This window comes from Cupriavidus sp. U2, assembly GCF_009663685.2.
In the GTDB taxonomy this organism is placed as follows: domain Bacteria; phylum Pseudomonadota; class Gammaproteobacteria; order Burkholderiales; family Burkholderiaceae; genus Cupriavidus; species Cupriavidus necator_C.
Window position 1 is genome coordinate 107,311 of the sequence record NZ_RCOG02000024.1, and the last position, 25,654, is coordinate 132,964.

The window sequence follows — 25,654 nt, forward strand, 5'->3', positions numbered from 1 at the left end:
ATTCCAGCGCATTCAACGTGCCGCACTGGCGTAGGATGCATGCCATGGAACTCGATCCCGACACCTGCTACAAGGCCGTTGCATCACACGACCGCCGCTTCGACGGACGCTTCTTCGTAGGCGTGTCGTCCACGGGCGTGTACTGCCGGCCGATCTGCGCGGTGCGCACGCCGAAGCGCGAAAACTGCACGTTCTACGAGTCCGCGGCGGCCGCGGAAAAGCATGGCTTCCGGCCGTGCCTGCGCTGCCGGCCGGAACTGGCGCCGGGCCATGGGCTGGCCGACATCTCCGGACGGCTGGCGCAGGCCGCTGCCACGCTGATCGACGAGGGCTTCATGGCCGGTGCCGGCGTGGCGCAGCTGGCCGCGCGCATCGGCGTGACGGAGCGCCATCTGCGCCGGCTGTTTGATGCCGAGTTTGGCGTGTCGGTGCATGAATATGCGCAGACGCAGAAGCTGCTGCTGGCCAAGCGCCTGCTGACCGATACCGTGCTGCCCGTGACCGAAGTGGCGCTGGCGGCCGGGTTTGGCAGCGTGCGCCGCTTCAATGATGTGCTCAAGGAGCGGTATGGCCTGACGCCACTGGCGATGCGCAAGCGCGCGGCCGATGGCATGGCGGATCGCCTGGTTTTCGAACTCGGCTATCGTCCGCCGCTGGCCTGGGCCGAATGGCTCCGCTTCCTGGCCGTGCGGGCCGTTGACGGTATCGACCAATGCCACGCCGGCGTCTACACGCGCTCGATGGCCATCGACGCGGGCGGCCATCGGCACCTTGGCTGGGTCCGGCTGGAACACGTGCCGAAGCGCACGGTGGTGCGCGTGACGCTGTCCGGTTCGCTGGCGCACGTGATTCCGCAGGCGCTGGGCAAGGTGCGCCGCCTCTGCGATCTGGGCTGCCGGCCCGATATCGTCGATGCGCACCTGGGCGAGCTGGCGGCCGGCACGCCGGGCATGCGCCTGCCGGGCACGTTCGACGGGTTGGAGATTGCGGTGCGGGCTATCGTCGGACAGGTGATTTCAGTGGTCCAGGCGCGCCGTATCCTGGCGCGGCTCGTGCGCATCGCGGGCGAGCCGTTGCCGCCGCAGGCGCTGGCCGGCCTCCAGAATCCGGCCGATGCCACCCAGGCGGCGCCCGTGACCCACGCCTTCCCGACCCCCCAGGCGCTGGCCGCGCTGCCCGATGCCGATTACCAGGCGGCCGGCGTGTCGGTGCCGAAGATCCGCGCAATCCGGGCCCTGGCGCGGCAGGTGGCGGCCGGGGAGATCCGGCTCGATCCGCACGCGGCACCTGAGGACACCGTCGCGCGGCTGTGCGCGATCGACGGGATTGGCGACTGGACGGCGCAGTACGTGGCCATGCGGGCGCTGGGCTGGCCCGATGCGTTTCCGGGCACCGACTACGCATTGCGCAAGGTGCTGGACGTGAGCACCGTCCGGGCGATGCAGGCCAGGACTGCGCAATGGGCGCCGTGGCGCGCCTATGCGGCGATCCACCTGTGGCATCGCTACGAGCAGATCAAGGACGCTGCGCAGACGCCGGGCACCGGCGCCGACCGCATCGACATCCAGGACAGCAACATCAAGGACAGCGAGGAAGCAGCAGCATGAACAGCTATCAGATCATCGACAGCCCGCTGGGCAATATCCTGCTGCGCGCGCAAGACGGCCTGCTGACAGGCGCGTTCTTCGCGGGGCAGAAATACCACCCGGGCCAGGCCAGCGCCACGGCGCCGGTATCCGACGCCGACGCGCGCGTGCTGGCGCAGGCGGCGGAACAACTCGACGCCTACTTCGACGGCCGGCTGCATACGTTCACCGTGCCGATCCGGTTTGCCGGCAGTGCGTTCCAGCAACGGATCTGGCAAGCCCTGTGCGATATCGAATTTGGCGAAACTTCGACGTACGGACAACTGGGTGCTGGCCTTGGCCTGCCACCGAGCCATTCACGTGCGGTGGGCGGGGCGGTGGGGCGCAATCCGCTGTCGGTCATCGTGCCGTGCCATCGCGTGCTGGGCGCGTCAGGGGCGCTGACCGGCTACGCCGGCGGAGTCGATCGCAAACGCGCGCTGTTGGGCCTGGAGGGCGCGCTGCAAGCGGGCGAGGTGGGCAATGGTCCGGGCGCGGCCGGCCGCGCGCGGGCGGGGCAGGCTGTGTTGGCGCTCTATTGAACGGTGCCGCGGCTTTTCATCGCGATCGACACACCGGCCGCGCTGGCGCACGCGCTGCTGCAAACCCTGCCCGCCCATCGCGATATCCGGCCCACGCCAGCCGCGCAGTTGCATCTGACGCTGCGCTTCCTGGGCGAGTGCGATGCAGCGGTCACGACGGCCATCGCGCAGGCGCTGCGGGGCGTGGCCGTCAAGCCCATGGTGCTGCAGATCCTTGGCGTCGGGCGTTTTCGGGGCCGGCAGGGGTCGATCCTCTGGGCCGGGCTGGCCGAATCGGCGCCATTGCAGGGTCTGGTCGATCAGATCAGCGCCGTGCTGGAAGCCCACGGCATCGCGCCTGATCCGCGTCGCTTCCGCCCGCATCTGACGCTGGCGCGCTGCCGTCCGGGCGTGCCCGAGCCGCTGCTGCGCGATTGGCTCGGCGCATTCCGCGACCTCGCGGCGCCGCCGTGGCACGTCGATCGTTTCCTGCTCTATGAGAGCTTTCTTGGCCAGGACGGCGCGCGGCATGTCGTGCGCGACACGTATCGGGCGGTCAGCCCAGGTTGCTGACGCCCAGCGCCACCCCCAGCCCGCATAGCGTGGTGCCGATGACCCGGTCCAGCAGCCGCTGGCGCTGCAGCATGGCCGCGCGCAGTGCCGGCGAGCCGAAGCACCACGCGACGATGCCGAACCAGATCAGGTGCGCCAGCGACATGAACAGGCCGTAGCCGAACTGCGCCGCGAGCGGGGTATGGGGACTGACCACCTGCGTATAAGTGCTGACCACGAACAGCGTGGTCTTCGGGTTCAGCGCATTGGTCAGGAAGCCCATGCGGCATGCCGCTGCGCCGGAAATGGCTGGCGCGGCCGTGGTGTCCACCGTGATCGCCTTGCGATTGCGCAGCGTCTGGATGCCGATCCACACCAGATAGCCGGCGCCCAGCAGCTTGATGACCGACAGCACGCCATGGGCGTGGGCAATCAGCAGCGACACGCCGAACATCGTATAAGCCACATGCACCTGCACACCCAGCGCGATGCCCAGCGCGCACAGCAAGCCGGTGCGCCGGCCGAAAAGGTAGCTGTTGCGGGTGACCATGGCGAAGTCCGGCCCGGGGCTGATCACGGCAAGGACGGTGATGGTGGCGACGGCGGCAAGTTCGGCGAGCGATGTCATTTCGGGTCAGTTTTCGTTGTGGAAAGGGGCGGCCGGGGGGCGCGTGCCGGCACGATTCTGTCGCGCAGAAACGGGTACGCAAAGCGATTTATACTGGCGCAATTCCGTGAGTAAAACTGACTGATCGCATGGCTTCGATGCACTGGCTGGGCTGGATACGCTTTTTCGAGGCGGCGGCGCGGCACCAGAATTTCGCGCGCGCGGCCGAAGAGTTGCACCTGACGCACGGCGCGATCAGCCGCCAGATCCGGCAGCTGGAAGACGCGCTGGGCGTGCCCCTGTTCGAGCGGCGCAACCGGGCGGTTTTCCTGACCGAGGCCGGCCAGACGCTGCATGCGGCGGCCACGCAATCGATGGATCTGCTGGCGGCGGCAGCCGAACGGATCCGTGGGCCGACGCCGGCTACCGCATTGGTGCTGTCGTGCGAGCCCACCATCGCCATGCGCTGGCTGATCCCCCGGCTCGGCCGTTTTTCGGCGGCCCATCCGGGCATTCCGCTACACCTGATGGCGGCCGGCGGCCCCGTGGACTTTGCCGGGCAAGGCATTGATGTTGCCCTGCGGCGTAACGATTTTGCGTTCGATCCGCGCTGGCACACCCGCGAACTGGCGCCCGAGCGCGTCGGTCCGGTCTGCCGTCCGGATCAGGCGGCTTCGGGGCTGGCCGACTCGGTCAGGCTGCATACCCGTACGCGTCCCGATGCCTGGCAGCGATGGGCCCGCAGCGCCGGGGTGGCCCTGCCGGGCGCGCCCGACGGGCCCGGCAGCCAGCGCGACGCCTGGTATGAACACTTCTACCTGAGCCTGCAGGCCGCCGCTGCCGGGTTGGGCTGGGCCGTGGCATCGGAATGGATGGCCGCCGACGAACTGGCCGATGGCCGGCTGACCGCCCCGCAGGGATTCGTGCCCGACGGGTCGGCGTACCACCTGATATCGCCCGTGCCGTTTGCCAGGGACCCGCGCCGCGCGGCCCTGTTGCACTGGCTGCGTGCCGAGCTGGCGCGGGCGCCCATGGGGGAACCGGACGCCCGGGCCCCGCAATGACCAACGCTGCACCCGCCGTGGGTTTGCGGCGCCGAAAGCGTAGCGGAAGCTACCCCACCGAAGTCGGTTCCTAAAGTTACGTCGTATTTTGCCGAAGGCCATGGCATATGCTTGCGCCGCTTGGGTGGCGCGCTTACCATGCGGCGGCTGGCGCGCCGCGCGCTGACAGATCCATTGCCCGCCCGCCCCGGCGATCCGCGGCGCAACCACTATTAGACGTAGCGTATTCCATGAGTCTTCAAGATCCCCGCGGGCCGCAGGCAGGCCAATCCTTGTCTCAGTTCGAGGGCGAGTCCGACGAGCGGGACGCTGCGCAGTCGGATGAACGCTACCGGCTGACGCACAGTTCGCAGATCGGCACGGTGCTGCGCGACATGGCGTGGCAGAAATGCCTGCTGAACGTGCGCTCGCGCAATGGCTCCGAGATCGTGACGTCGATCCTGCACGTCGATCCGGCCAACAAGACGTTCATTTTCGACTGGTGCCGTGCCGATGGCGAACGCCAGGCGCTGATGGGGTCGGACCAGAATGCCTTTTCCGGCCTGCTGCGCGGCGTTCCGGTGAACTTCGTGGTGGGCACGCCCGGTGCCACGCGCTTCGAGGGCGGGCCGGCCTTTATCGCCGACTTCCCCGAAAAGCTCTACCACTTCCAGCGCCGCCGCCATTTCCGTGCGCGCACGCTGTTGACCAAGGGCTATCGGTGCGAGGTCGTGCTGCCGGCGTCGGCCGACAAGTCCACGCTGCAGCTCGATATCGCCGATCTTTCGCTGTCCGGCGTGGGCCTGCGTTCGCGCCAGGTGGGCGCCGACCAGCTGCCGGTGGGCACGGTCATCAAGAAGTGCCGCCTCGATTTTGCCGAGCTGGGCCGCCTGGAGCTGGACATGCAGGTGGTCGGCCACTGGCTGGTCGGGTTTGACGACAACACCGTCCACCACTACGGCTGCGCGTTCCTGAATCCGGACGGCCGCATGGAAAACTTCCTGCAGCGCCTGGTGTTCCAGCTGGAACTGGCGCACCGGGGCTGAGCCGCGGCGGGGTTCGTCAGCTTCCGACCAGCTTGCCGATTGCGGCTGCCGCCTCTCGCATGGGGCCGAGCAGCCGCGCGATCATCTCGGATTCCGACACCTTGTTGGCCTTCACGCTCACGCTGATGGCCGCCACCACCATGCCCGTCTGGGCGCGCACCGGCACGGCAATCGCCCGCAGGCCCGGTTCCAGTTCCTCGTCGATCAGCACATAGTCCAGTTCGCGCGCGCGCTGGAACGCCGCTTCCAGCTCCGGCCGCGACACCTTGGTCAGCAGCGTGCGCGGGCGCAGCTCGGCATGTTCGAAGAACGCTTCGAGCACGGCGTCGGGCTGGTGGGCCAGCAGCAGGCGGCCCGTGGACGTGCAATAGGCCGGCAAGCGGCTGCCCATGCCCAGCGAGTGGGTCAGCACGCGATGCACCTCGGAGCGCACCAGGTACAGGATGTCGATGCCGTCCAGGATGGCCAGCGCCGACGTCTCGTGGACGCGCGCGCTCAGCGTGTCGAGGATGGGCTGCGCCGACGACACCAGCGAGGTCGACGAAAAATAGGCATGTCCCAGGTGCAGCACGCGCGGCCGCAGCGCAAAATGCCCGTCCTGCTGGCTCACGTATCCCAGTTGCTCCAGCGTATAGAGACAGCGCCGCACCGAGGCGCGCGACAGTTGCGTGCGCTGGGCCACCTGCGAGATCGTCAGCGGCCGCTTGCGCTCGGAGAACGCCTCCAGCACCGTCAGGCCGCGCGCCAGCGACAGCATGAAGTTCGGATCCCCGGCAAAGCTGTTGAGGATATCGGCCGGCGGATGGGCGGCGCGGACGGTGTCAGCCTGGGCTGGCTTGAGATGGATGGGATTGGGGGCGTCCATGGCGGGGGCGATGCGCTGTTCGATAATCGCGCATCTTAACGCTCCGGCACGTAGATTGCCGAATTCCGGACAAAAAAATGTCGCCGATTGGAGCGGCGACCGGGGAAGGGGGTGTCAAGAGGACGGGGGTCCTACCGACATCGTCGAGTATAGAGAACCGCACAGAGACATTACATACAACGAAGGTGGGGGTTCGGTACGCCGCACTTTGTGGCGCAGTCTGTGGCGCAGTCGCCATGCTGAGGCCCGCTCCAGGCTGGCTACGGCTTGCCCAGGAACAGGTAGAACGCGTAGTGGCCCCCGGCCGCCCGCCCGTAGGCGAGGTAAAGCGGGCCGATCGGGCTGTCCACGCCCAGGAACAGCGACCCCGATTTCAGCGCCCCGGTGGGACTGCCCGCGACCAGCGGCGCGCCCACCCGCCCAATTTCCGCCGACGCCCCGGCGTAGACGCCTTCCAGCAGCGTCTGCTTGACGAGCTTGTTGTAGTAGACCAGCCGGGCGAACTGGATATTGCCGCCGATCAGCTGCCCCGTGCTGTAGCCGGACTGCTGCAGGAAGCCGCCCCACTGGAACAGGTCGTAGCGGGGCAGCCCCGGGCCGCCGATATTGCTGCCGGCGCGGATGCCCAGGTTCACCGTGCTGCTGCCAAACGAATACGCGCCGGTCGCCGTCAGCTCGCCCTTCGTGTAGGTATCGGTGGCGCCCATGCTGGCCTGCGACGAGAACACGTTGATCGATCCGCCATAGCCAAAACGCGGAAAGTTGATGCTGTCCAGCTGATCGAACAGCAGCCGGCCCGTGATGGCCCGCCGCTGCACGTCGCTGCCGGCGGCCGGTGCCAGCGATTCCGGGCCGGTGGACAGCGACACGTTCTGATGCCCGATCACCACGCCCAGCCGGGCTTCGCCGTACTTGGTGAACTGGCTGCCCACATCGAACGCGAAATCGGTGCGGCGCAGGTCGTATTCGGCGATCTTGCTGTTGCCGCTGAACACGTTGACGGGCCGGCGTTCCAGTTCGATGCGCGGCGCCACGAAGAACAGCTGGCGCGTATCGAGCGGCTGGTAGAACTCGCTGACCAGGCTCGATGTCTGCCCCACCTGCACGTCGTTGCGCCATTCGGCGCCGAGCGAATTGAGCCAGGTGCGGCGATAGCTGGCCAGCAGGTTGAAGAAGGCGTTGCCACGGAAGTCCGAACTCAGGCCCAGCCCGAAGCGCAGGTAGTCGGGACCGTAGCTTTTTTCGACGGCATCCACGTTCAGCACCCGCTTGCCCGGTTCCTCCAGGAAGCGGTAGTTCACATGCTCGAAATCGCCGGTGCCGAACAGGCGCCGCATGTCGCGGTCCAGCGTGGCCTGCGTGATCGGCTCGCCGGGCCGGGTTTCCATGGTGGCGGCCGCAAAGGCCGGGTTGACGCGATCCAGCGGGGCGAAGCGGATCTCGTCGACCGGACGCAGGTCGGGCGGCGGCAGGGCGCGCTGCGCGACGCGCAGGGCCGCGTATTTGTCTTCCGGCAGCGACAGCGCCGACAGCCGGTCGGCCACGCGCTGGGCGGCCGCTTCGCCGATGGGGATGGTCTTGGGCAGGTGGTTGAAGTCGCCCGCCGAGAAATCGCCCAGCGCCGGCTCGATCAGGATGTCGGTCGGCTTCAGCGACGCCAGCGACGTGCGCACGTTCTGCTCGGTCAGGATATTGAGCATCTGCCCGGTCACGCCGATCAGCGAGGTCAGTTCCTCGCGCTTCATCAGCGGTGTGCCCAGGTTCACGGCGATGACGATGTCGGCGCCCATGGCCCGCGCCACGTCCACGGGCAGGTTGTCGGTGAGCCCGCCATCGACCAGCAGCTTGCCTTCGTACTCGGTGGGCGCCACCGCGCCGGGCACCGACATGCTGGCGCGCATGACATTGGCCAGTTCGCCCTCGCTGAAGACCACCGGCGTGCCGGCCACCAGGTCGGTGGCGACGGCGCGGTAGGGAATCGGCAGCGAGTCGAAATCGCGATAGCCGGGCGCATTGGCCAGCTGGCGCAGCACGGTTTCGAGCTGCACGCCCGATACCGCCCCCTTTGGCAGCAGCAGGCCGTCCGACCGTACCCCGATCTCGGGCGTCACCAGGTTGGTGTGATCCTCGATCTTGCGCCGGATGGCCAGGTCCTGGCGCGGCGGCCGTTCCTTGAACAGCGCATCGGTCGACAGGCCGGCGACGAGCTTTTCCATATCGGCGGTGCTCATTCCCGTGGCGTATGCGCCGCCGACCAGCGATCCCATGCTGGTACCGGCGATGCAGTCCACCGGCACGCGCAGCGATTCCAGCACCTTCAGCACCCCGATATGCGCCGCGCCGCGTGCGCCGCCGCCGGACAGCACGAGGCAGATGCGGGGCCGTCCGTCCGGATGTGGCGGCAGTGCGGGGCGCGTGACAGGTTGGTCCGGCGTGGCCGGCGTCAGTACCGGCGGGGCGGTGGGGGCCGGGTTGGGCGGCGGCAAGAGCGCGCGGCCCGCGTCGGCCGCGATGGCGGCGGCGCAGGCCAGCATGGCCGCCAGGCCTGCGGCGGACCGATGCAATGCGGAAATGACGCGCGTGGCAGTGACCATGGCAATAGGCAGTCCGCCGAGTACCGGTTCGGCGCACCACACTATCAGCAGCGCCCAGCCCGGCACAGCCTTGTCGAAACAATTCAATATCGCCCCGGTTTCCTGCATATCAGGGATTGCCTCGGCGTGCATTGGACCAAAGACCCTGATCGGGCGGGCGTCATATACTGGCGCGGTTCTGTTCTTCCAAAGTCTTGCCGTGTCCGCCGCCGAATCTGCCGCCGATTCCTTCCCCCCGCCCGATGATCCCAAGCCGCTGCCGCCGGAACGCCCCGGCGACAACGAGTGCTGCCAGAGCGGCTGCGATCCGTGCGTGTTCGACTTCTACAACGACGAGATGGACCGCTACCGGCAGGAACTGAAGGCTTGGGAAGCGCGCCAGGTCGGGCGCGTCAAGGTGGATCGGTGAGCCACGCCGCCTACCGCGACGACGGGGACGACGGCGGCGACCGCGGCGCGGCGCTGCGCGACTTTGTCGAACGCCATCCGCGGCTGTTCGTGCTGACGGGCGCCGGTATCAGCACCGATTCGGGCATTCCGGGCTACCGCGACGAACAGGGGCGTTGGCAGCGTTCGGCGCCGATGACGATCACGGCGTTCCTGAGCGGGCACCCGGCGCGCCAGCGTTACTGGGCGCGCAGCATGGTGGGCTGGCCCGTGGCGGACGCCGCGCAGCCGAACGTCAGCCACCGGGTGGTGGCGCGTCTGGGCGACGCCGGGCGTGTGGCGGGCCTGGTCACCCAGAATGTGGACGGCCTGCACCAGCGCGCTGGCAGCCGCGATGTGACCGAACTGCACGGCAGCATTGGCCGCGTCGTGTGCCTGTCGTGCGCAACCCGATACCCGCGCGCCGATATCCAACGCTGGTTGTGGCTGCACAATCCCGATTTCCGCGATGTATCGGCGCTGCCGGCGGCCGATGGCGACGCGCATCTGGAGTCGCCCCTGTTCGACAATTTCGCGGTGCCGGACTGCGAGCGTTGCAGCGGGGTGCTCAAGCCGGACGTGGTGTTCTTCGGCGAATCGGTGCCGCGCGACCGCGTGGACGCGGGCCGCCAGGCGCTGGATATGGCCGATGGCATGCTGGTGATCGGTTCGTCGCTGACGGTGTTCTCGGGCTACCGCTTCTGCCTGTGGGCCGCCGAGCGCGGGCTGCCGATCGCGGCGCTGAACCTGGGCACCACGCGGGCCGATCCGCTGCTGGCCTGCAAGATTTCCGCCCCGATCGGGCCGGCGCTGGCCGCGCTGGCCGCATCGCTCGGGCTCGAAGCCGATTGACCGATTGACCACACGCGCCGGCACGGCTAGCATCTGACCGTTGCCGGCGCCTTTGCGCTGCCCTTGCTGCTGCAAGGCTGACACCCCGGTCTACCGATCACCCCATGACGCCCCGAGCCATCGCCACCATCGCTGTTGCTGCCGCTGCCGCCGAACCGTGCGGCCTGCCAGCGCGCGAGCGCGGTCTGCTTGGTGCCGGTCCTGTCGCGCCTCCCCCGTTCGCGCCGCCCATGGCGCCTCCGACGGCGCCCCCTCGCGGCTGATTTCCGCCGCTTTTTGTCCCCGGCTTTCCTGATGGATCACGTGCCGACGCCCGCTGCGTCAGCACGCGCCGGGGCCTGCGTGGTTTCGACAGGACCCAATCATGACTTTCCAGAAAGATGCCGTGGCGGCAGGGGCTGCCACGCAAACGCGTGCGCGCCTGCTGGCCGCACATGGCGCCACCCCGCTGTTCGTGCTGCTGTGGAGCGGCGGCGCGATCTTCAGCCGCTGGGGCCTGGCGCACGCCTCGCCCTTTGCTTTCCTGACGCTGCGCTTCCTGATCGCGCTCGGCGTGCTCGCGTCGGTCGGGGTGCTGCGGCGCCACCTGCTGCCGGCCGCCGGTACCCGTGGCCGCGTCGCGCTGGCGGGCGCGCTGATGATCGGCGGCTATTCGATCTGCTACCTGCTGGCGCTGGATGCCGGCATGACGCCGGGCGTGCTGGCCACGGTGCTGGGCGTGCAGCCGATCCTGACGCTGCTCTGGTCGGAGCGGCGCGTGTCGCTAGTGCGGATGGCCGGACTGGTGCTGGCGCTGGGCGGGCTGGTCACGATCGTGGCCGACAGCCTGCTGGCGGCGCGGCTGTCGGCCGGCGGCTGGGTTTGCGCACTGGGTGCGCTGGCCTGCATGACAAGCGGCGCCGTCTGGCAGAAGGGCGTGAAGCAGGCGCCGATGGACGTGCTGCCGCTGCAATACACCGTGGCGCTGCTGATGTGCCTGGCCTGCCTGCCGTTCCAGCCGGTCCACTTCGAAGCGGTTGCCGGCTTCTTCGTGCCGCTGCTATGGATGGGGATCGTGATCTCGGTGGTGGCCACGCTGCTGTTCTACCGGCTGATCCAGCGCGGCAACCTCGTCAACGTCACCAGCCTGTTCTACCTGGTGCCGCCGGCCACCGTGCTGCTGGACTACCTGTTCCTCGGCAATCGTCCGGCGCCGCTGGCGCTGGTCGGCATGGTGGCGATACCGGTGGGCCTGGCGCTGGTGTTCCGGCCCGCGCGCTAGCGCGGGAATGGCGCCGGATCAGCGCAGATCCACCTTCACGCTGATGCCGCCGGGCGTCACGGTGATGGCGCCCGGCTGCACATCCTTGCCGTTGAAACGCAGTTCCTCGGGCTTGAACGTGTAGAGCGGATAGTCCCTGAGCAGCTGTTCGGCCACCACGGCGCCGATCGCGTTGAGCTGCTGCGTGTACTGGCTCATGCCCTGTACCTGCACGTCCTGCACGGTGGGATTGTCCAGCAGCACGGCGCGGCGCGTGGGGTCGTACTTCACGCCGCTGTTCAGCGACATCGTGCCGTTGACCGGCGGCGCCGGCAGGATCGTGTTGGACATGACCGCGTCCATCTGCGTGGTCACGCGGTTGGTGGCCTGGTCGAGCACCAGCCGTGGATTCGACAACTGGACGCTGACCAGCTCGCCATAGCGCAGGGTGGTCGGAAACTTCTTATCCACGGCGCTCTGCAGTTCGGCCTTGGTGAAGGTGTACTCGCCGGTCCAGACGTTGTAGCCGGCGTGGGCCGTGCCAAGCGCCGTGGCGGCGAGGGCCACGGCCAGGAATCGTCGCACGTGGCGAACGGGGCGCGAAGGCGGGGCGGTCTGGGGCATGGATGCGGAATGGTATGTCGATAGCCGGTGTGACCCGGCCATCGCGACGATCGTTCCGGATTGTGCTTCATGCGCCGCCTGGGCTTCAGTAGTGCGGCGGAATCTCGTGCTGGGGGTTGCCTTCCGCGCCCGAGGGTGCGGCGGCGCGCACCTGCTGGTAGAGCGCACGGAACTGGGCCTGCAGCAGGTCCAGCTGCTGCTGCTGGCGGGCAACGGTCAGGTTGAGCGTCTCGATCAGGTCTTCCTGGAAGGCAACCTTGATTTCGAGATCGGTCAGGCGGGATTCCATCAGCGATTCTCCGGTTGGGTGCGGCATTGTAGGGGATGCTACGACCTTGCCCAGCCGGAGTCCGATGGATCAGCGGCGCCGCCGCCGTTATTGCTTGGGGGCGACCAGCACCATCCACGTGATGCCGAACTTGTCGGCCACCATGCCGAAGCGTTCGCTGAAGAACGTGGGCGCGGCCGGCATCACCACGTGCCCGCCCTGCGACAGTGCGCCGATGGTCTTGTCCACTTCGGCCGCGTTGGCCACCGTGATCGACAGCGCAAAGCCCTTGAACTCGGCCTGGCCCTTGTTCTCGCCGTCGGACCCCATGATCGTGGTATCGCCAATCTGCAGGGCCATGTGCATGACCTTGTCGCCGCTGACGGCGGCCGGGCCGCAGCCAGGGCCCGCGTCCGGTGGGGCATCCTTGAAACGCATCAAGCCTTCCACCTTGGCACCGATGGCGGTCTTGTAGAACTCGGCCGCTTCCTCTGCGCGACCATCGAAAAACAGGTACGACTGGACTTTCGAAGACATCGACATCTCCTGCTGGGTTGGGCCCGGCAGCCCCGGGCGTTGTGCGGAAGCGGCGCTTGTGTACGCCGTCCACAATAGACTAGACGACGGTCTGTACGATGTCCACATTTATTTTCGGCCGCCACGCGTTTGGCGCTGACGCCGTGCCATGTCACAATTCAAGGTTACGAGTTTCGGGCGCCGGACCGGCTCGCCGCACGGCCTGATCGTGCGGGGGCGCCCCAAGAGCCGACAAATTCACCTGGTTTTCTGGCGATGACTACCATCCTGCAGCACATTCCTTCCGGCCAGCGCGTCGGTATCGCATTCTCGGGCGGCCTGGACACCAGCGCCGCGCTCCTCTGGATGCGTCAGAAGGGCGCCATTCCCTACGCCTACACCGCCAACCTGGGCCAGCCGGACGAGCCGGACTACGACGACATTCCGCGCCGTGCCATGGCCTACGGCGCCGAAGCCGCCCGCCTGGTGGACTGCCGCGCCCAGCTGGTGGCCGAAGGCATTGCCGCGCTGCAGTGCGGTGCGTTCCACATCTCCACCGCCGGCGTGACGTACTTCAACACCACGCCGATCGGCCGTGCCGTGACCGGCACGATGCTGGTGGCCGCGATGAAGGAAGACGGCGTCAACATCTGGGGCGACGGCAGCACGTTCAAGGGCAACGACATCGAGCGTTTCTACCGCTACGGCCTGCTGACCAACCCGGGCCTGCAGATCTACAAGCCGTGGCTGGACCAGCAGTTCATCGACGAACTGGGCGGCCGGGCCGAAATGTCGGAATTCATGCGCCAGCACGGCCATGCGTACAAGATGTCGGCCGAAAAGGCCTACTCGACCGATTCGAACATGCTCGGCGCCACGCACGAGGCCAAGGATCTGGAGCACCTGGATTCGGGTATCCGCATCGTCCAGCCGATCATGGGCGTGCAGTTCTGGCGCGACGAAGTGGAAGTGAAGCGCGAGGAAGTGACCGTGCGCTTCGAGGAAGGCCAGCCGGTGGCGCTGAACGGCAAGACGTTCGCCAACGCCGTGGACCTGTTCATGGAAGCCAACGCCATCGGCGGCCGCCACGGCCTGGGCATGAGCGACCAGATCGAGAACCGCATCATCGAGGCCAAGAGCCGCGGCATCTATGAAGCCCCGGGCCTGGCGCTGCTGTTCATCGCCTACGAGCGCCTGATCACCGGCATCCACAACGAAGACACCATCGAGCAGTACCGCGACAACGGCCGCCGCCTGGGTCGTCTGCTGTACCAGGGCCGCTGGTTCGACCCGCAAGCCATCATGCTGCGCGAAACCGCACAACGCTGGGTGGCAGGCGCCGTCACCGGCGAAGTGACCATCGAACTGCGTCGCGGCAACGACTACTCGATCCTGAACACCACCTCGCCGAACCTGACGTACAAGCCCGAGCGCCTGACGATGGAAAAGGGCGAGTCGATGTTCACGCCGCTGGACCGTATCGGCCAGCTGACGATGCGTACGCTCGACATCGTCGACACGCGCGAGAAGCTCCAGACGTATGCCAAGACCGGCCTGCTGTCGTCGCAGACCAGCGCCGCGCTGCCCAAGCTCGAAGACTGAGCCCCCTGCGGCGGCCGCAACCGCACGCGGAAACAGAAAACCGGCACGCGCGATCGTGCCGGTTTTTTTATGGCTCAGAACAGTTGCGCGTCGTCGATGGCTGCCGCCATGGCCGCGTAGCCCTGGTCGCCGGGGTGCAGGTGGTCACCGCTGTCGAAGGCCGGCAGCAGGCGTTCGGGGTGGGCCGGATCGCGCACGGCGGCGTCGAAATCGGCTACCGCGTCGAACGTGCCGCTGGTGCGGATCCAGTGATTCACGCGCTGCCGCAGGGCCTCTTTCTCCGGCGAGAAATAACCCTGGATCGGGCTGCCATCGAGCGCGCCCGCAAAGGGCGTGATGGTGGCGCCGATCACGCGCACGCCGCTTGCGCGGGCCTGCGCGGCCAGCTTGCGGTACCCGCCGGCGAGTTCGTCCACGGTTGGCAGTTTGCGGTCTGGTGCAAACGTCGAGCCGGGCCACGCGATATCGTTGATGCCCAGCGCCACCACCACGCTGCGCACATGCGGCACGGCCAGCACGTCATGCCTGAAGCGGGCGAGGCCCGATTCGCCCATGCCGTCGCGCAGCAACTGGCCGCCCGAAATGCCGGCATTGAGGACGGCGGCGCGCTGATGCGCCAGCCGGTTCGCCAGCTGGTCGGGCCAGCGGCGGTCGGCATCCGGTGTCGCACCATTGCCTTCGGTGATGGAATCGCCGATGGCCACGACGGTGGGACGCGGTACCGGCGTTTCGGCTTCGATGGCCGCCAGGAGGATGCGTGCCTGGAACGTGCGTGCCGCGCGCATCGCTGGCTCGCCGGCCGGTCTGGCCAGATTGACCTGATTGCCGGGCGCGATGTATGCCGTCTGTCGGCCATCCCAATGGAACGATCCCAACGTCGTGGGCCCGGGCAGGTAGAGGCTGACGGTCACGGTATCCAGCGCCGGCGCATCAAGGTCCACCGCGTCGCTCGTCACCATGCCGCCGGCCGGCACGGTCACTGCTGCGCGGCCCGCAAAGGTGACCGGGCGCCCGAGGCGGGCCGCCAAGCCGTACATGCCCGCCGCTTCAACGTGGACGGCCTGCCGGCCATACCGGTTCGACAGCACCAGCCGCACGCGCCGGCCGCCTGCGCTGATGCGCACGCGCTGCAAGATCGTGGCGTCCTGGATCGTTTCGGGCAGGCCCGTGGGCAGCGGCTGGGCGTCTGGGGCCCAGACCGGCTGCTGGCTGGCCATCCAGGTGGTGGTCCAGGTGGCGGCGTGGGCGGCGTCGGCCGGGGCCTGCCCGGCCAGTGCCGCACCGGAAAGCAGGCTGCCGGACATGGCCATCGCACGAATCCATGACGTTGAGAACATCGTTGACTCCTGAAGTAAGGGTGAGGAGCCAATGTCACTCATTCCGATCCTTGCAGGTAGCTGGCAGAATGGCATATCACTCATGCCAATTCAGAATGAGCTGCCATGGATACCCTCAAGGCAATGCGTGTCTTCGCCCGGGCGATGGAACTGGGCAGCCTGTCGGCGGTGGCGCGCGAACTCGGCACATCGCAACCCACCGTCAGCAAGACCTTGGCCGCGCTGGAGGCAGACCTCGGCGTCCGCCTGATGGAGCGCACGACCACGCGGCTGACGCCCACCGAAGCGGGCCGCCGGTTCTACGCGCAGGCGCTGACCGTGCTCGACGCCTATGGCGAAGCCGTGGGCGAGGCGCGCGGCCTGGCCGACCATCCATCCGGCCGGATCATCGTCAGCGCGCCGGTCAGCCTGGGCGTGCTGCGGCTCAACGCGCTGGTGCTCGAATTCCTGCAGGCCTTTCCTGATGTCGATGTCGACCTGCGGTTCGATGACCGCTTTGTCGATCTGGTGGAGGCTGGCGTCGATGTGGCGCTGCGCCTCGGTGCGTCGCTGCCGCCCAACGTGGTGGCGCGTCGCATCGCCGTATCGCCACGCATGCTTGTGGCCGCGCCCGGCTATCTGGCAGATCATCCGCCGCCGCGGCAGCCGGCCGACCTGGTCGGCCATCGGTTGCTGCGCTTCACGTGGCTGGCGGCTGGCGAAGACATCGTGCTGACCGATGCACGTGGCCGCGCCGCCAGTGTGGAGGCGACGTGCCGCTATCGCGTGAACAACTCGCTGGCCATGCGCGAGAGCTTTCTGGCCGGAGCCGGGCTGGGCTTGACGCCGGCCTGGCTGGTGCAGGACCTGCTGGACCGTGGCGATCTGGTGCCCGTGCTGCCCGGCTGGCATGGCCCGCCGCAGGAGGCGTTCCTGGTCTATCCATCGCGCCGGTACCAGCCGGCCCGCACGCGCGCCTTGCTGGCGTTCCTGGCCGAGCGCCTGCCGGCGCTGCCTGGTTTTACCCCGGCCGATACATAGCAGACAAGCGAGCCGGCGCTGCAAGCGGCGCCGCAACGCGGCACAATGCGATGCCGGCCCGGATGGATCTCAGGGCCGCTTGCCTTTTCTGCTTCGGCTTCGCTAATCGGGGAACCTCGTCATGCCAGATTTCACCATGCAGTACCGCCGCCTGGGCGTCAGCAACCTGAACGTATCCACCCTGTGCCTTGGCACGATGATGTTCGGCGACCAGACCGATGAAGCCGAGGCGGGCCGCATCGTTGCCAGCGCCCGCGCGCACGGCGTCAACTTCATCGATACGGCCGACGTGTACACCAAGGGCGCGTCCGAATCGATGGTGGGCCGCCTGCTGCAAGGGCAGCGGCACGACTGGGTGCTGGCCACCAAGCTCGGCAATGCGATGGGCAGCGGGCCGAACCAGCAGAATTACTCGCGCAGCTGGATCCTGCGCGAGGTGGAAGACAGCCTGCGCCGGCTGGATACCGACTTCATCGACATCCTCTACCTGCATCGCGACTTCGCCGGTGCCAACCTGGAAGAGCCGGTACGCGCGATGGGCGACCTGATCCGCGCCGGCAAGATCCGCTACTGGGCGGTGTCCAACTTCCGCGGCTGGCGCATTGCCGAGATTGCCGCGCTGTGCGACAAGCTGGGCGTGCCGCGTCCGGTCGCATGCCAGCCGTACTACAACCTGCTGAACCGCATGCCCGAAGTGGAGATCCTGCCGGCGTGCCAGCATTTCGGCCTGGGCGTGGTGCCCTACAGCCCGATCGCGCGCGGCGTGCTGACCGGCAAGTATCTGCCTGGCCAGGCGCCCCAGGCGGACACCCGCGCCGGCCGCGCGGACCGCCGCATGATGGAAACCGAATTCCGTGAAGAGTCGCTGGTCATCGCGCAGACGCTGAAGGCGCATGCCGAAGGCCGCGGCCTGACGCCGGGCCAGTTCGCCACCGCCTGGGTGCTGGCCAATCCGATCATCAGCGCGGTCATCGCCGGCCCGCGCACGCTGGCGCAGTTCGAGGACTACTTTGGTGCAGTGGGGGCGGCCATTTCGCCGCAGGAAGAGGCGATGATCGACGACCTCGTGCCGCGCGGCCATGCATCCACCCATGGCTACAACGACCCGAACTATCCGTTCGGCGGACGTCCCGTCACTGCGGCCTGAACGTCGCCGTCATGGCGTAAAAACGACAAAGGCAGCCGGCATTGCGCTCCTGAAATACACGGGGGTGTGATGCCCAAGCTGCCTGTTGCGCGCCGCGCACGCCGGTGCGTTTGAATACGTGCGGTTGCCAACTTCGGTCGCACATTCCGCAGCGATCCGCGTAATATAAATACACGCGGTGGCCTTCGAATGAAGGTCATGTGGCGCAGGCTTTGAGCCGGCGATGCCTGCCGAGACGGTGGGCCCGGCGCAACCGGATGCAAAACGTGTCACGTCGTGGCTGGGTCCTTGCAGGGATGGCAGTCGCCGTATGCGGCGGCGCGTACATGGTCGTGAGCCTCGTCTCCAACGAGGCGCAGACCTCTCAATGGCAGGCTCGCTATATGAGCCGGCTGGGCAAGTCGTTGACCTTCGAAGTTTTGCCCGGCCCCAGCGACAGCATCCGCTATCCGCACTCCGGCCCCTACGATCTGCGTCTTGGCTATGAACGCCTTGGCGAATTCGGCGAACGGCTACTTCGAGAAGGCTACGTCACGACATCGCAGTCGCGCATGTCATATGACATGATCCGGTTGATGGACCAGGGCATTTTCCCGCCCTATCGGGAAAAGACCCAGGCCGGGTTGCTGATCCGCGACTGCAATGCGCTGACGATGTCGTACGACCGCTATCCGCAGCGGCAGTACGAGAATTTCGATTCGATTCCGAAGGTGCTGGTCACGTCGCTGCTGTTCGTCGAAAACCAGAACCTGCTCAACCCCGAATACCCGATGATGAATCCGGCGCTGGACTGGCGCCGGTTTTCGCGTGCTGTCATGGACCAGGGCATCCGCCTGGTCGATCGCAACCACCGCCATCCCGGCGGCAGCACGCTGGCCACGCAGATCGAGAAATACCGGCATTCGCCCGAAGGGAAGACGCAATCGATTGCCGACAAGCTGCGGCAGATGACCTCCGCTTCACTGCGTGCCTACCGCGACGGGCCGGACACGCAGCGGGCGCGCGAGAACATCGTGGTTGACTATGTCAACACGGTGCCGCTGTCGGCGCGGGCGGGTCATGGCGAAATCGAGGGTGTCGGCGACGCGCTGTACGTCTGGTATGGCGAAGACTTCGCCGAAGCCAACCAGCTGCTGCGCGAGATGGATCCGCGCAACCCGTCGCCGCGCGCGGCACAGGTGTACAAGCGCGTGCTGTCGCTGATCATCTCGCAGCGGCGCCCGTCGTATCACCTGCGGCGCGACGACACCAACCTGGATGCACTGACCGGCAGCTACCTGCGCCTGCTGGCGTCGGCCAACGCCATCACGCCGGAACTGCGCGACGCCGCGCTGGCGCAGTCGCTGGACAAGGCGGCCCCGCCGAAGCGGCCTGCGCCCGAGCCCTGGGTCACGCGCAAGGCGGTCAACCAGGTGCGCAACGACGTGCAGCACATGTTGCATGTGGATAGCCGCTACGACCTGGACCGGCTCGACCTGACCGTGGACAGCACCATCAATCGCGAGGCACAGCGCAAGGTGACCGAGACGCTGCTGCGCGTGGGTACCAAGGATGGCGCCCACGAGATGGGGCTCTATGGCAAGAATCTGCTCAAGGAAAGCGACGACCCGTCGCGGCTCGTGGCCAGCTTCACCCTGTTCGAGCGCGTCGGCAACGCGGCCGTCGTGCGGGTGCAGACAGACAACGTCGACCAGCCGTTCGACATCAATGCCGGAGCGCGGCTGAACCTGGGGTCCACCGCCAAGCTGCGCACGCTGGTCACCTACCTGGAAGTCATCAACGAGCTGCACGACCGCTATGCGGGCATGAGCGTGGCCGAACTGAAGGCGGTGCAGGTGCCGCGCCAGGACGCGCTGACACGGTGGGCCGTGGACTACCTGATCAAGGCCAAGCCGGCCGAACGCGAGCGGGCCGCCATGCTCGACGCCGCGATGGAACGCAAGTATTCGGGCAATCCCGGCGAGGCGTTCTATACAGGCGGCGGCATGCAGAGCTTCACGAATTTCGAGAAGTGGGAAGGCGAGCGGCAAATGACCGTGCGCATCGGGTTCCAGCATTCGGTCAACCTGGTGTTCATCCGCATGATGCGCGATATCGTGCGCTACGAGGTGTTCCTGGCGCATCCCGAGGCCGGATCGCTGATCGAAGATCGCAACGACCCGGGCCGCCGCCCCTACCTGGAACGCTTTGCCGACGAGGAAGGCAGCGCGTTCATGGTCAACTTCTGGCAGCGTTACCGTGGCAAGACCAACGACGAGCGGCTGCAGGTGCTGCTCGGCCGCGTGAAGCAGCCCACGCCGCACCTGGGCGCGGTGCGGCTGTCGGTGGCGTTGCTGAGCGCGCGGCCCAATACGGATTACGAGACCTTCGCCCGCACGCTGCGGCAGTGGATGCCCAAGCAGAAGTTCGATGACGAGGATCTGCAGAAGCTCTATGCCAAGTACGGCCACGACAAGTTCAACCTCAACGACCGCGGCTACCTGTCCCGCATCCATCCGCTGGAACTGTGGATGGTGGAGTACCTGGGCACGCATCCCGACGCCCCGCTGAAGGACGTCCTGCAGCAGAGCGCGCAGGAGCGGCAGGCCGTGTACGTCTGGCTGTTCAAGACACGCAGCAAGCTGGGGCAGGATGGCCGCATCCGCACGCTGCTGGAACGCGAGGCCTTCGAGAAGATCGCCCGGCGCTGGCAGCGGCTGGGGTATCCGTTCGATACGCTGACGCCGTCGTACGCCACTTCGATCGGTGCCTCGGGCGACCGGCCTTCGGCATTGGCCGAGCTGGCCGGCATCATCCTGAACAACGGCGTGGATGCGCAGCCGTCCACGGTGCGCACGTTCGCCTTTGCGTCGGCCACGCCATACGCCACCACGTACAGCCTGCAACCCAGCCCGGGCAAGCCGCTGCTCGCGCCTGAAATCGCGGTGCTGGTGCGGCAGTCGATGCTGGACGTGGTACAGCGCGGCACGGCCAAGTCGATCAACGGCGCTTTCGTGCCGGTGAACCACAAGGGCCAGCCGCAAGGGGCGCCGCTGCTGGTCGCCGGCAAGACCGGCACGGGCGAGCAGGTGTTCCAGACCTACGGGCCGGGCGGACGCGTGATCGCGTCGCGCACGGTGAACCGCTCGGCGACGTTTGTCTTCCTGGTAGGCAATCGGTACTTCGGCACGGTGACATTGCACGTCCGCGAGCCGTATGCGGCGCGCTACTCGTTCACCAGTGCGCTGGCGGTGCGGGTGCTGCGGGCGTTGGCCCCGCAGATCACGGCCATGGCCGCGCCTGGCAGCGACGCCGCGCTGCTGCGCTGCCAAGACACCAGCATGATGGCGATCCAGCCTTCGACGGCCTCGCTGGCGCCCGCCGCCGATGACCCCGCGCCGGCAAACCTAGCGCTTGCGGCGGACCGCGTCGTAAATAAATAGCAGGACGATGGCGCCGATGATCGAGGCGATCCAGCCTACCGGCTCACCCGCGCGGTAGAACCCCATCGCGCGACCCACATAGCCAGCCAGCAGCGCGCCCAGCACGCCAAGGACGATGGTCATGATCCAGCTCATCTTGTCGTCGCCGGGCTTGATGGCCCGCGCAATCAGTCCGACGATCAGGCCAACGAATACCGTACCGAGAAATGCCATCATGATGCGCTCCTTCCGTTGCGAAGAGGGACCGGTGGCCCATTGTGCCACCGTCATGTGACGAACCGGGGTACATCGGCGGCGCGCCAGCGCACTGACGCGCAGCGCTGCCTTCAGGCCGGCGGGCCCGGGGCAGCTCAGGTCTTGCGCGAACTGATCACGGCCTCGGCCACATTGGCCGGCGCTTCCGCGTAGTGCTTGAATTCCATCGTGAACGTGGCGCGGCCTTGCGTCAATGAGCGCAGCGACGTGGAATAGCCGAACATCGTCGCCAGCGGCACCTCGGCGCGCACGATCTTGCCGCCGCCGCCCGCGATGTCCTCCATGCCGTGCACGATGCCGCGCCGTGACGACAGGTCGCCCATCACGTTGCCCGTAAATTCCTCTGGGGTCTCCACCTCGACGGCCATCATCGGCTCCAGCAGCACGGGCTTGGCGCGGCGCATGCCTTCCTTGAAGGCCATGGAACCGGCCATGCGGAACGCGTTTTCGTTCGAGTCCACGTCGTGGTACGAACCGAATACCAGCGTCGCCTTGACGTCGACCACCGGGTAGCCGGCCAGCACGCCGGTCTCCAGCGTTTCCTTGATGCCCTTGTCCACCGCCGGGATGAACTCGCGCGGCACCACGCCGCCCTTGATCGCGTCGACGAATTCGTAGCCGCCGCCCTGTGGCAGTGGTTCGACATTGAGCACCACGTGGCCGTACTGGCCGCGCCCGCCCGACTGCTTGACGAACTTGCCTTCCACGTCCTTGGCCGCGCTCTTGATGGTCTCGCGGTAGGCCACCTGCGGCTTGCCGACCGAGGCCTCCACGCCGAACTCGCGCCGCATGCGATCCACCAGGATTTCCAGGTGCAGTTCGCCCATGCCAGAGATGATGGTCTGGCCCGATTCCTCGTCGGTGGCCACGCGGAACGACGGATCCTCCTGCGCCAGGCGATTCAGCGCGATGCCCATCTTTTCCTGGTCGGCCTTGGTCTTCGGCTCCACGGCCTGCGAGATCACGGGCTCGGGGAACGACATCCGCTCCAGGATGATGACCTTGTCCGGGTCGCACAGCGTGTCGCCCGTGGTGGCTTCCTTCAGGCCCACGGCGGCGGCAATGTCGCCGGCGCGCACTTCCTTGATTTCGTTGCGCACGTTGGCGTGCATCTGCAGGATGCGGCCAAGCCGTTCGCGCTTGCCCTTCACGGGGTTGTAGACCGTATCGCCGGAATTGACCACGCCCGAGTACACGCGAAAGAAGATCAGCTGGCCGACGAACGGGTCGGTCATGATCTTGAAGGCCAGCGCGGAGAACGGCTCCTCATCGCTCGGATGGCGCTCGGCCTCCTTGTCGTCCTCGGTGTGGCCCATGATGGCGGGCACGTCCACCGGCGAGGGCAGGTAGTCGATCACGGCGTCCAGCATGGCCTGCACGCCCTTGTTCTTGAACGCGCTGCCGCACAGCATCGGCTGGATCTCGCCGGCCACCGTGCGCTTGCGCAGCGCGGCCTTGATCTCGGCCTCGCTCAGCGCCTCGCCGCCCAGGTATTTCTCCAGCAGTTCCTCGCTGGCCTCGGCGGCGGCCTCGATCATCTTGTCGTGCCATTCCTGGGCCAGGTCCTTCAGGTCAGCCGGAATGTCGGTGTATTCGAAACGCACGCCCTGGCTGGCGTCGTCCCAGACGATGGCCTGCATCTTGACCAGATCGACCACGCCGCGGAAGTTGTCCTCGGCGCCGATAGGAATCTGGATCGGCACGGGATTGCCCTTGAGGCGGCTCAGGATCTGGTCGCGCACGCGCAGGAAGTCGGCGCCCACGCGGTCCATCTTGTTGACGAAGGCGATGCGGGGCACGTTGTACTTGTTGGCCTGGCGCCAGACGGTTTCCGATTGCGGCTGCACGCCGCCCACGGCGTCGTAGACCATGCAGGCGCCGTCGAGCACGCGCATCGAGCGTTCCACCTCGATCGTGAAGTCGACGTGGCCCGGCGTGTCGATGATGTTGATGCGATGCTCGGGATAGTTGCCGGCCATGCCTTTCCAGAACGCCGTGGTGGCGGCCGACGTGATGGTGATGCCGCGCTCCTGCTCCTGCTCCATCCAGTCCATGGTGGCCGCGCCGTCATGGACCTCCCCCAGCTTGTGATTCACGCCGGTGTAAAAGAGGATGCGCTCCGTCGTCGTCGTCTTGCCGGCGTCGATATGGGCGCTGATGCCAATGTTGCGGTAGCGTTCGATGGGGGTCTTGCGGGGCACGGTGTTTCTCCTGGTTCGGGCACCACGGGCCGACAAGCGTAGCACTTCCGCGATATGCGCGTATTTCCCCATGCCGCATAAGGCATAGCGGGAATCAGGGCCAGCTTTCGCGTGCGTAGACGCCTGCGGCGGCGCGCGCCAGTGCTGCACGCGCGGCTGCCTGAGTATCGGTATAGAACGGCGGGTCGGCCAGTGGCAAGCCGTTGTCGCGGGCGGTTTCCACCAGGATGCGCAGGTATTCCGTCATGTGCGATGCCGTGAAGCCGTTGGAGTCGTGGAAGGCCACGATCACTGGCGTCACGCCGTCCACGGCCGGCAGGCGGTGGTTCACCATCGCCTGGCCCACGTTCTCCAGTTCGCGGCGCATGTGCGGGCGTCGGCGCAGGCTGATGGTCCAGCCATAGATCTTGCCGTCGCGCGCGCTGGCGTCGGCCATGAGCATCCCCAGGCCCGCCTGGGCATACACGGCCTGCGTGCCGGCGCTGTAGGCCCAGTTGGGTGGACGCACCACGGCGAGCGCGTGGCCGCACTGGGCCGCGATGTCGGCCTGGCCGCGCCGCAGCGATGCCGCCAGGACGTCGGGCGCCAGCTTCGTATGGGAAATATGGCCCCCCACCATGCCGCTGTGGACGGCCATCAGCTGGCCCTGTGCACAGGTTTCGTGCATCTGCGCGCGGCCTTCCGGGCCGCCGCCACGGCGCGGGTTTTCGGTCTGGACGAAGAAGATGCCCTTGACACCCGGCGTGATCGGATTGTCGGCGAACTGGCGCAGGATCAGCGGCGTCCCGCCAAAGGGGCCGGTGTCCGGGCCATCGTCCAACGTCAGCAGGAAGCGCACCGGCGCCAGGCGGGCGGCGGTGTCGGGCGGCAGGGGTGTGGTCGGCCCCACCGCGCAGCCGGACAAGGCCAGCGTGGCGGCGATGGCCGCTGCGGCGAGGGGACGGAACATCGGTAATACGGTGGGGCGCAAAGTAAAAGTGATCTTCAAAGCAATTTCAAAATAACGACTACGGCTTCCTTTTCCCGTCGTCGAGGGGATGTCAGCGCCCGTCCGATCGTGCAATCAGTCGCCCGCTCACGGCGCGTTGCTGGCAGGCTATCTAGAATGATGGGGAACTCGCGACGCTTCTCGCGCACCCTTTCACCCGAACACGAAGGCCGTCCCATGGTCCGCCCCCCTATTGCAGTCCTGCTGTCCGCCCTGCTGTGCTGCGCCGCCCTGCCGGCGTTGGCGGACGGCCCCGGCGTTTCGTTTTCGGCCGGCAAGCCCGGTGGCGCGCTGCCCGATGGCTGGCAGAACCGCCCCGTGGTATCCGGCAAGAAGCTGACCCGCTATGCGCTGGTCGCCTCGAACGGTACCACGGTGCTGCAGGCCGACGCCGCTGGCGCCGCGTCGGGCCTGGTCCACGAAGGCGATATCGACCTGTCGAAGACGCCGGTCGTCGAATGGCGATGGAAAGTGGCGGCGGCCATCCCTGGTGCCGACAACAACGTGGGCGCCAGGGAGGATGCCCCGGCTCGCCTGGTGTTCTTCTTCGACGGCCGCAGCAGCAACCTGTCGATCGGCGACCGTGCCGAGGCGCTGGCCGCCGGCGTGGCAGGCGAGAAGCTGCCCTACGCCACGCTGATGTATATCTGGACCAACAGCGCGCCGGTGGGCACCGTCATCGCCAATCCGCATACCAGCCGCGTGCAGATGATCGTGGTGGGCAACGAGGCCGGCAAATGGCAGACCTTGCGCCGCAACGTGGTCAGCGACTTCCAGAAGGCGTTCCACGAAGCGCCGGGCAAGCTTACCGGCTACGGCATCCTGACCGACACTGACAACACCGGCGCCACGGCGCGGGCCTGGTACGGCGATATCGGCTTCCAGCCCGGCAAGTAGCCCCCG

At 67.3% G+C, this 25,654-nt stretch carries 23 protein-coding genes; 13 read left to right on the top strand and 10 right to left on the bottom strand.

The genetic code is table 11. From position 1 onward, the window contains the following. Nucleotides 1-44: 44 nt before the first annotated feature. The 3 genes from D9X30_RS18070 to thpR are packed head-to-tail and all read left to right on the top strand — an operon-like array spanning nucleotide 45 to nucleotide 2,719. Nucleotides 45-1,607 carry a DNA-3-methyladenine glycosylase 2 family protein gene (locus D9X30_RS18070; protein WP_153948638.1) on the top strand — a complete coding sequence of 521 codons (1,563 nt, stop codon included), beginning with the start codon at nucleotides 45-47 and terminating at the stop codon, nucleotides 1,605-1,607. Further along, entirely contained in the window at nucleotides 1,604-2,167 is a 564-nt protein-coding gene (locus D9X30_RS18075; RefSeq protein WP_153948637.1) for a methylated-DNA--[protein]-cysteine S-methyltransferase, read from the top strand. Before D9X30_RS18070 ends, D9X30_RS18075 begins: the two co-directional genes overlap by 4 nt. Before the next feature lie 3 nt (nucleotides 2,168-2,170). Continuing rightward, a complete protein-coding gene (gene thpR, locus D9X30_RS18080; protein WP_249640999.1) occupies nucleotides 2,171-2,719 on the top strand; it encodes an RNA 2',3'-cyclic phosphodiesterase in 549 nt (182 codons plus the stop codon). Here the strand turns inward: thpR and D9X30_RS18085 are convergent. Then, nucleotides 2,703-3,326: a LysE family translocator gene (locus D9X30_RS18085; protein WP_153948636.1), complete on the bottom strand. Its 624-nt coding sequence runs from the start codon at nucleotides 3,324-3,326 to the stop codon at nucleotides 2,703-2,705. The two genes, thpR and D9X30_RS18085, sit on opposite strands and share 17 nt — an antisense overlap. Before the next feature lie 137 nt (nucleotides 3,327-3,463). On the opposite strand from D9X30_RS18085, the gene D9X30_RS18090 reads away from it, so the two are divergent. Both D9X30_RS18090 and D9X30_RS18095 read left to right on the top strand, forming a co-directional pair. After that, nucleotides 3,464-4,369, top strand: a complete 906-nt coding sequence (locus D9X30_RS18090; RefSeq protein ID WP_153948718.1) for a LysR substrate-binding domain-containing protein — start codon at nucleotides 3,464-3,466, stop codon at nucleotides 4,367-4,369. A 230-nt stretch (nucleotides 4,370-4,599) separates the two neighbouring features. After that, complete coding sequence (locus D9X30_RS18095; protein ID WP_153948635.1) at nucleotides 4,600-5,394, top strand: flagellar brake protein; 795 nt, start codon at nucleotides 4,600-4,602, stop codon at nucleotides 5,392-5,394. 16 nt (nucleotides 5,395-5,410) lie between these two features. On the opposite strand, the gene D9X30_RS18100 is transcribed toward D9X30_RS18095, so the two are convergent. Together D9X30_RS18100 and D9X30_RS18105 are read right to left on the bottom strand one after the other, a co-directional pair. Continuing rightward, the gene (locus D9X30_RS18100; protein WP_153948634.1) at nucleotides 5,411-6,259 is read right to left on the bottom strand and encodes an IclR family transcriptional regulator domain-containing protein; all 849 of its coding nucleotides are present in this window, start codon (nucleotides 6,257-6,259) and stop codon (nucleotides 5,411-5,413) included. A 260-nt stretch (nucleotides 6,260-6,519) separates the two neighbouring features. Continuing rightward, a complete protein-coding gene (locus tag D9X30_RS18105; RefSeq protein ID WP_228770975.1) occupies nucleotides 6,520-8,853 on the bottom strand; it encodes a patatin-like phospholipase family protein in 2,334 nt (777 codons plus the stop codon). On the opposite strand from D9X30_RS18105, the gene D9X30_RS29825 reads away from it, so the two are divergent. From D9X30_RS29825 to D9X30_RS18120, 3 genes are all read left to right on the top strand, one after another. Beyond that, a complete protein-coding gene (locus D9X30_RS29825) occupies nucleotides 8,840-9,262 on the top strand; it encodes an oxidoreductase-like domain-containing protein (RefSeq protein WP_349632236.1) in 423 nt (140 codons plus the stop codon). The two genes, D9X30_RS18105 and D9X30_RS29825, sit on opposite strands and share 14 nt — an antisense overlap. Next, on the top strand, nucleotides 9,259-10,131 hold the full coding sequence (locus tag D9X30_RS18115) for an NAD-dependent protein deacetylase (protein ID WP_249641000.1): 873 nt from the start codon (nucleotides 9,259-9,261) through the stop codon (nucleotides 10,129-10,131). The genes D9X30_RS29825 and D9X30_RS18115 overlap by 4 nt, the downstream gene beginning before the upstream one ends. A gap of 364 nt (nucleotides 10,132-10,495) precedes the next feature. Continuing rightward, nucleotides 10,496-11,392, top strand: a complete 897-nt coding sequence (locus tag D9X30_RS18120; RefSeq protein ID WP_153948632.1) for a DMT family transporter — start codon at nucleotides 10,496-10,498, stop codon at nucleotides 11,390-11,392. A gap of 18 nt (nucleotides 11,393-11,410) precedes the next feature. On the opposite strand, the gene D9X30_RS18125 is transcribed toward D9X30_RS18120, so the two are convergent. The 3 genes from D9X30_RS18125 to D9X30_RS18135 all read right to left on the bottom strand — a co-directional run bounded on the left by D9X30_RS18125 (nucleotide 11,411) and on the right by D9X30_RS18135 (nucleotide 12,800). Then, complete coding sequence (locus D9X30_RS18125; RefSeq protein WP_153948631.1) at nucleotides 11,411-11,995, bottom strand: DUF1439 domain-containing protein; 585 nt, start codon at nucleotides 11,993-11,995, stop codon at nucleotides 11,411-11,413. A gap of 85 nt (nucleotides 11,996-12,080) precedes the next feature. After that, entirely contained in the window at nucleotides 12,081-12,284 is a 204-nt protein-coding gene (locus D9X30_RS18130) for a SlyX family protein (protein WP_153948630.1), read from the bottom strand. Between the two features lie 87 nt (nucleotides 12,285-12,371). Then, a complete protein-coding gene (locus tag D9X30_RS18135) occupies nucleotides 12,372-12,800 on the bottom strand; it encodes a VOC family protein (RefSeq protein WP_153948629.1) in 429 nt (142 codons plus the stop codon). Nucleotides 12,801-13,055: 255 nt separating this feature from the next. Between D9X30_RS18135 and argG the strand changes: the two genes are divergently transcribed. Then, nucleotides 13,056-14,381 (top strand): argininosuccinate synthase, encoded by a 1,326-nt coding sequence (gene argG, locus D9X30_RS18140; RefSeq protein ID WP_153948628.1) that lies wholly within the window; start codon nucleotides 13,056-13,058, stop codon nucleotides 14,379-14,381. A gap of 74 nt (nucleotides 14,382-14,455) precedes the next feature. Here argG and D9X30_RS18145 read toward each other — a convergent pair whose 3' ends face one another. Continuing rightward, nucleotides 14,456-15,718: an SGNH/GDSL hydrolase family protein gene (locus D9X30_RS18145; protein ID WP_153948627.1), complete on the bottom strand. Its 1,263-nt coding sequence runs from the start codon at nucleotides 15,716-15,718 to the stop codon at nucleotides 14,456-14,458. Between the two features lie 105 nt (nucleotides 15,719-15,823). Between D9X30_RS18145 and D9X30_RS18150 the strand changes: the two genes are divergently transcribed. The 3 genes from D9X30_RS18150 to D9X30_RS18160 all read left to right on the top strand — a co-directional run bounded on the left by D9X30_RS18150 (nucleotide 15,824) and on the right by D9X30_RS18160 (nucleotide 21,307). Continuing rightward, nucleotides 15,824-16,738 (top strand): LysR family transcriptional regulator, encoded by a 915-nt coding sequence (locus D9X30_RS18150; RefSeq protein ID WP_153948626.1) that lies wholly within the window; start codon nucleotides 15,824-15,826, stop codon nucleotides 16,736-16,738. 121 nt (nucleotides 16,739-16,859) lie between these two features. Continuing rightward, the gene (locus D9X30_RS18155) at nucleotides 16,860-17,885 is read left to right on the top strand and encodes an aldo/keto reductase (RefSeq protein ID WP_153948625.1); all 1,026 of its coding nucleotides are present in this window, start codon (nucleotides 16,860-16,862) and stop codon (nucleotides 17,883-17,885) included. 296 nt (nucleotides 17,886-18,181) lie between these two features. Next, nucleotides 18,182-21,307, top strand: a complete 3,126-nt coding sequence (locus D9X30_RS18160) for a transglycosylase domain-containing protein (protein ID WP_153948624.1) — start codon at nucleotides 18,182-18,184, stop codon at nucleotides 21,305-21,307. On the opposite strand, the gene D9X30_RS18165 is transcribed toward D9X30_RS18160, so the two are convergent. From D9X30_RS18165 to D9X30_RS18175, 3 genes are all read right to left on the bottom strand, one after another. Continuing rightward, nucleotides 21,272-21,523 carry a GlsB/YeaQ/YmgE family stress response membrane protein gene (locus D9X30_RS18165; protein ID WP_153948623.1) on the bottom strand — a complete coding sequence of 84 codons (252 nt, stop codon included), beginning with the start codon at nucleotides 21,521-21,523 and terminating at the stop codon, nucleotides 21,272-21,274. The genes D9X30_RS18160 and D9X30_RS18165 overlap by 36 nt on opposite strands. Nucleotides 21,524-21,657: 134 nt before the next feature. Further along, entirely contained in the window at nucleotides 21,658-23,763 is a 2,106-nt protein-coding gene (gene fusA / locus D9X30_RS18170; protein ID WP_249641001.1) for an elongation factor G, read from the bottom strand. A 94-nt stretch (nucleotides 23,764-23,857) separates the two neighbouring features. Then, a complete protein-coding gene (locus D9X30_RS18175) occupies nucleotides 23,858-24,712 on the bottom strand; it encodes a polysaccharide deacetylase family protein (RefSeq protein WP_153948621.1) in 855 nt (284 codons plus the stop codon). A gap of 216 nt (nucleotides 24,713-24,928) precedes the next feature. Here D9X30_RS18175 and D9X30_RS18180 point away from each other — a divergent pair, with 216 nt between their 5' ends. Further along, nucleotides 24,929-25,648 (top strand): DUF3047 domain-containing protein, encoded by a 720-nt coding sequence (locus D9X30_RS18180; protein ID WP_153948620.1) that lies wholly within the window; start codon nucleotides 24,929-24,931, stop codon nucleotides 25,646-25,648. Nucleotides 25,649-25,654: the final 6 nt, after the last annotated feature.

Coding starts and splice junctions, on each gene's coding strand:
- D9X30_RS18070 (WP_153948638.1), top strand. CDS start 45: ATGGAACTCGATCCCGACACCTGCTACAAGGCCGTTGCATCACACGAC.
- D9X30_RS18075 (WP_153948637.1), top strand. CDS start 1,604: ATGAACAGCTATCAGATCATCGACAGCCCGCTGGGCAATATCCTGCTG.
- D9X30_RS18085 (WP_153948636.1), bottom strand. CDS start 3,326: ATGACATCGCTCGCCGAACTTGCCGCCGTCGCCACCATCACCGTCCTT.
- D9X30_RS18090 (WP_153948718.1), top strand. CDS start 3,464: ATGCACTGGCTGGGCTGGATACGCTTTTTCGAGGCGGCGGCGCGGCAC.
- D9X30_RS18095 (WP_153948635.1), top strand. CDS start 4,600: ATGAGTCTTCAAGATCCCCGCGGGCCGCAGGCAGGCCAATCCTTGTCT.
- D9X30_RS18100 (WP_153948634.1), bottom strand. CDS start 6,259: ATGGACGCCCCCAATCCCATCCATCTCAAGCCAGCCCAGGCTGACACC.
- D9X30_RS18105 (WP_228770975.1), bottom strand. CDS start 8,853: ATGGTCACTGCCACGCGCGTCATTTCCGCATTGCATCGGTCCGCCGCA.
- D9X30_RS18120 (WP_153948632.1), top strand. CDS start 10,496: ATGACTTTCCAGAAAGATGCCGTGGCGGCAGGGGCTGCCACGCAAACG.
- D9X30_RS18125 (WP_153948631.1), bottom strand. CDS start 11,995: ATGCCCCAGACCGCCCCGCCTTCGCGCCCCGTTCGCCACGTGCGACGA.
- D9X30_RS18130 (WP_153948630.1), bottom strand. CDS start 12,284: ATGGAATCCCGCCTGACCGATCTCGAAATCAAGGTTGCCTTCCAGGAA.
- D9X30_RS18135 (WP_153948629.1), bottom strand. CDS start 12,800: ATGTCTTCGAAAGTCCAGTCGTACCTGTTTTTCGATGGTCGCGCAGAG.
- argG (WP_153948628.1), top strand. CDS start 13,056: ATGACTACCATCCTGCAGCACATTCCTTCCGGCCAGCGCGTCGGTATC.
- D9X30_RS18145 (WP_153948627.1), bottom strand. CDS start 15,718: ATGTTCTCAACGTCATGGATTCGTGCGATGGCCATGTCCGGCAGCCTG.
- D9X30_RS18150 (WP_153948626.1), top strand. CDS start 15,824: ATGGATACCCTCAAGGCAATGCGTGTCTTCGCCCGGGCGATGGAACTG.
- D9X30_RS18155 (WP_153948625.1), top strand. CDS start 16,860: ATGCCAGATTTCACCATGCAGTACCGCCGCCTGGGCGTCAGCAACCTG.
- D9X30_RS18160 (WP_153948624.1), top strand. CDS start 18,182: ATGGCAGTCGCCGTATGCGGCGGCGCGTACATGGTCGTGAGCCTCGTC.
- D9X30_RS18165 (WP_153948623.1), bottom strand. CDS start 21,523: ATGATGGCATTTCTCGGTACGGTATTCGTTGGCCTGATCGTCGGACTG.
- D9X30_RS18175 (WP_153948621.1), bottom strand. CDS start 24,712: ATGTTCCGTCCCCTCGCCGCAGCGGCCATCGCCGCCACGCTGGCCTTG.
- D9X30_RS18180 (WP_153948620.1), top strand. CDS start 24,929: ATGGTCCGCCCCCCTATTGCAGTCCTGCTGTCCGCCCTGCTGTGCTGC.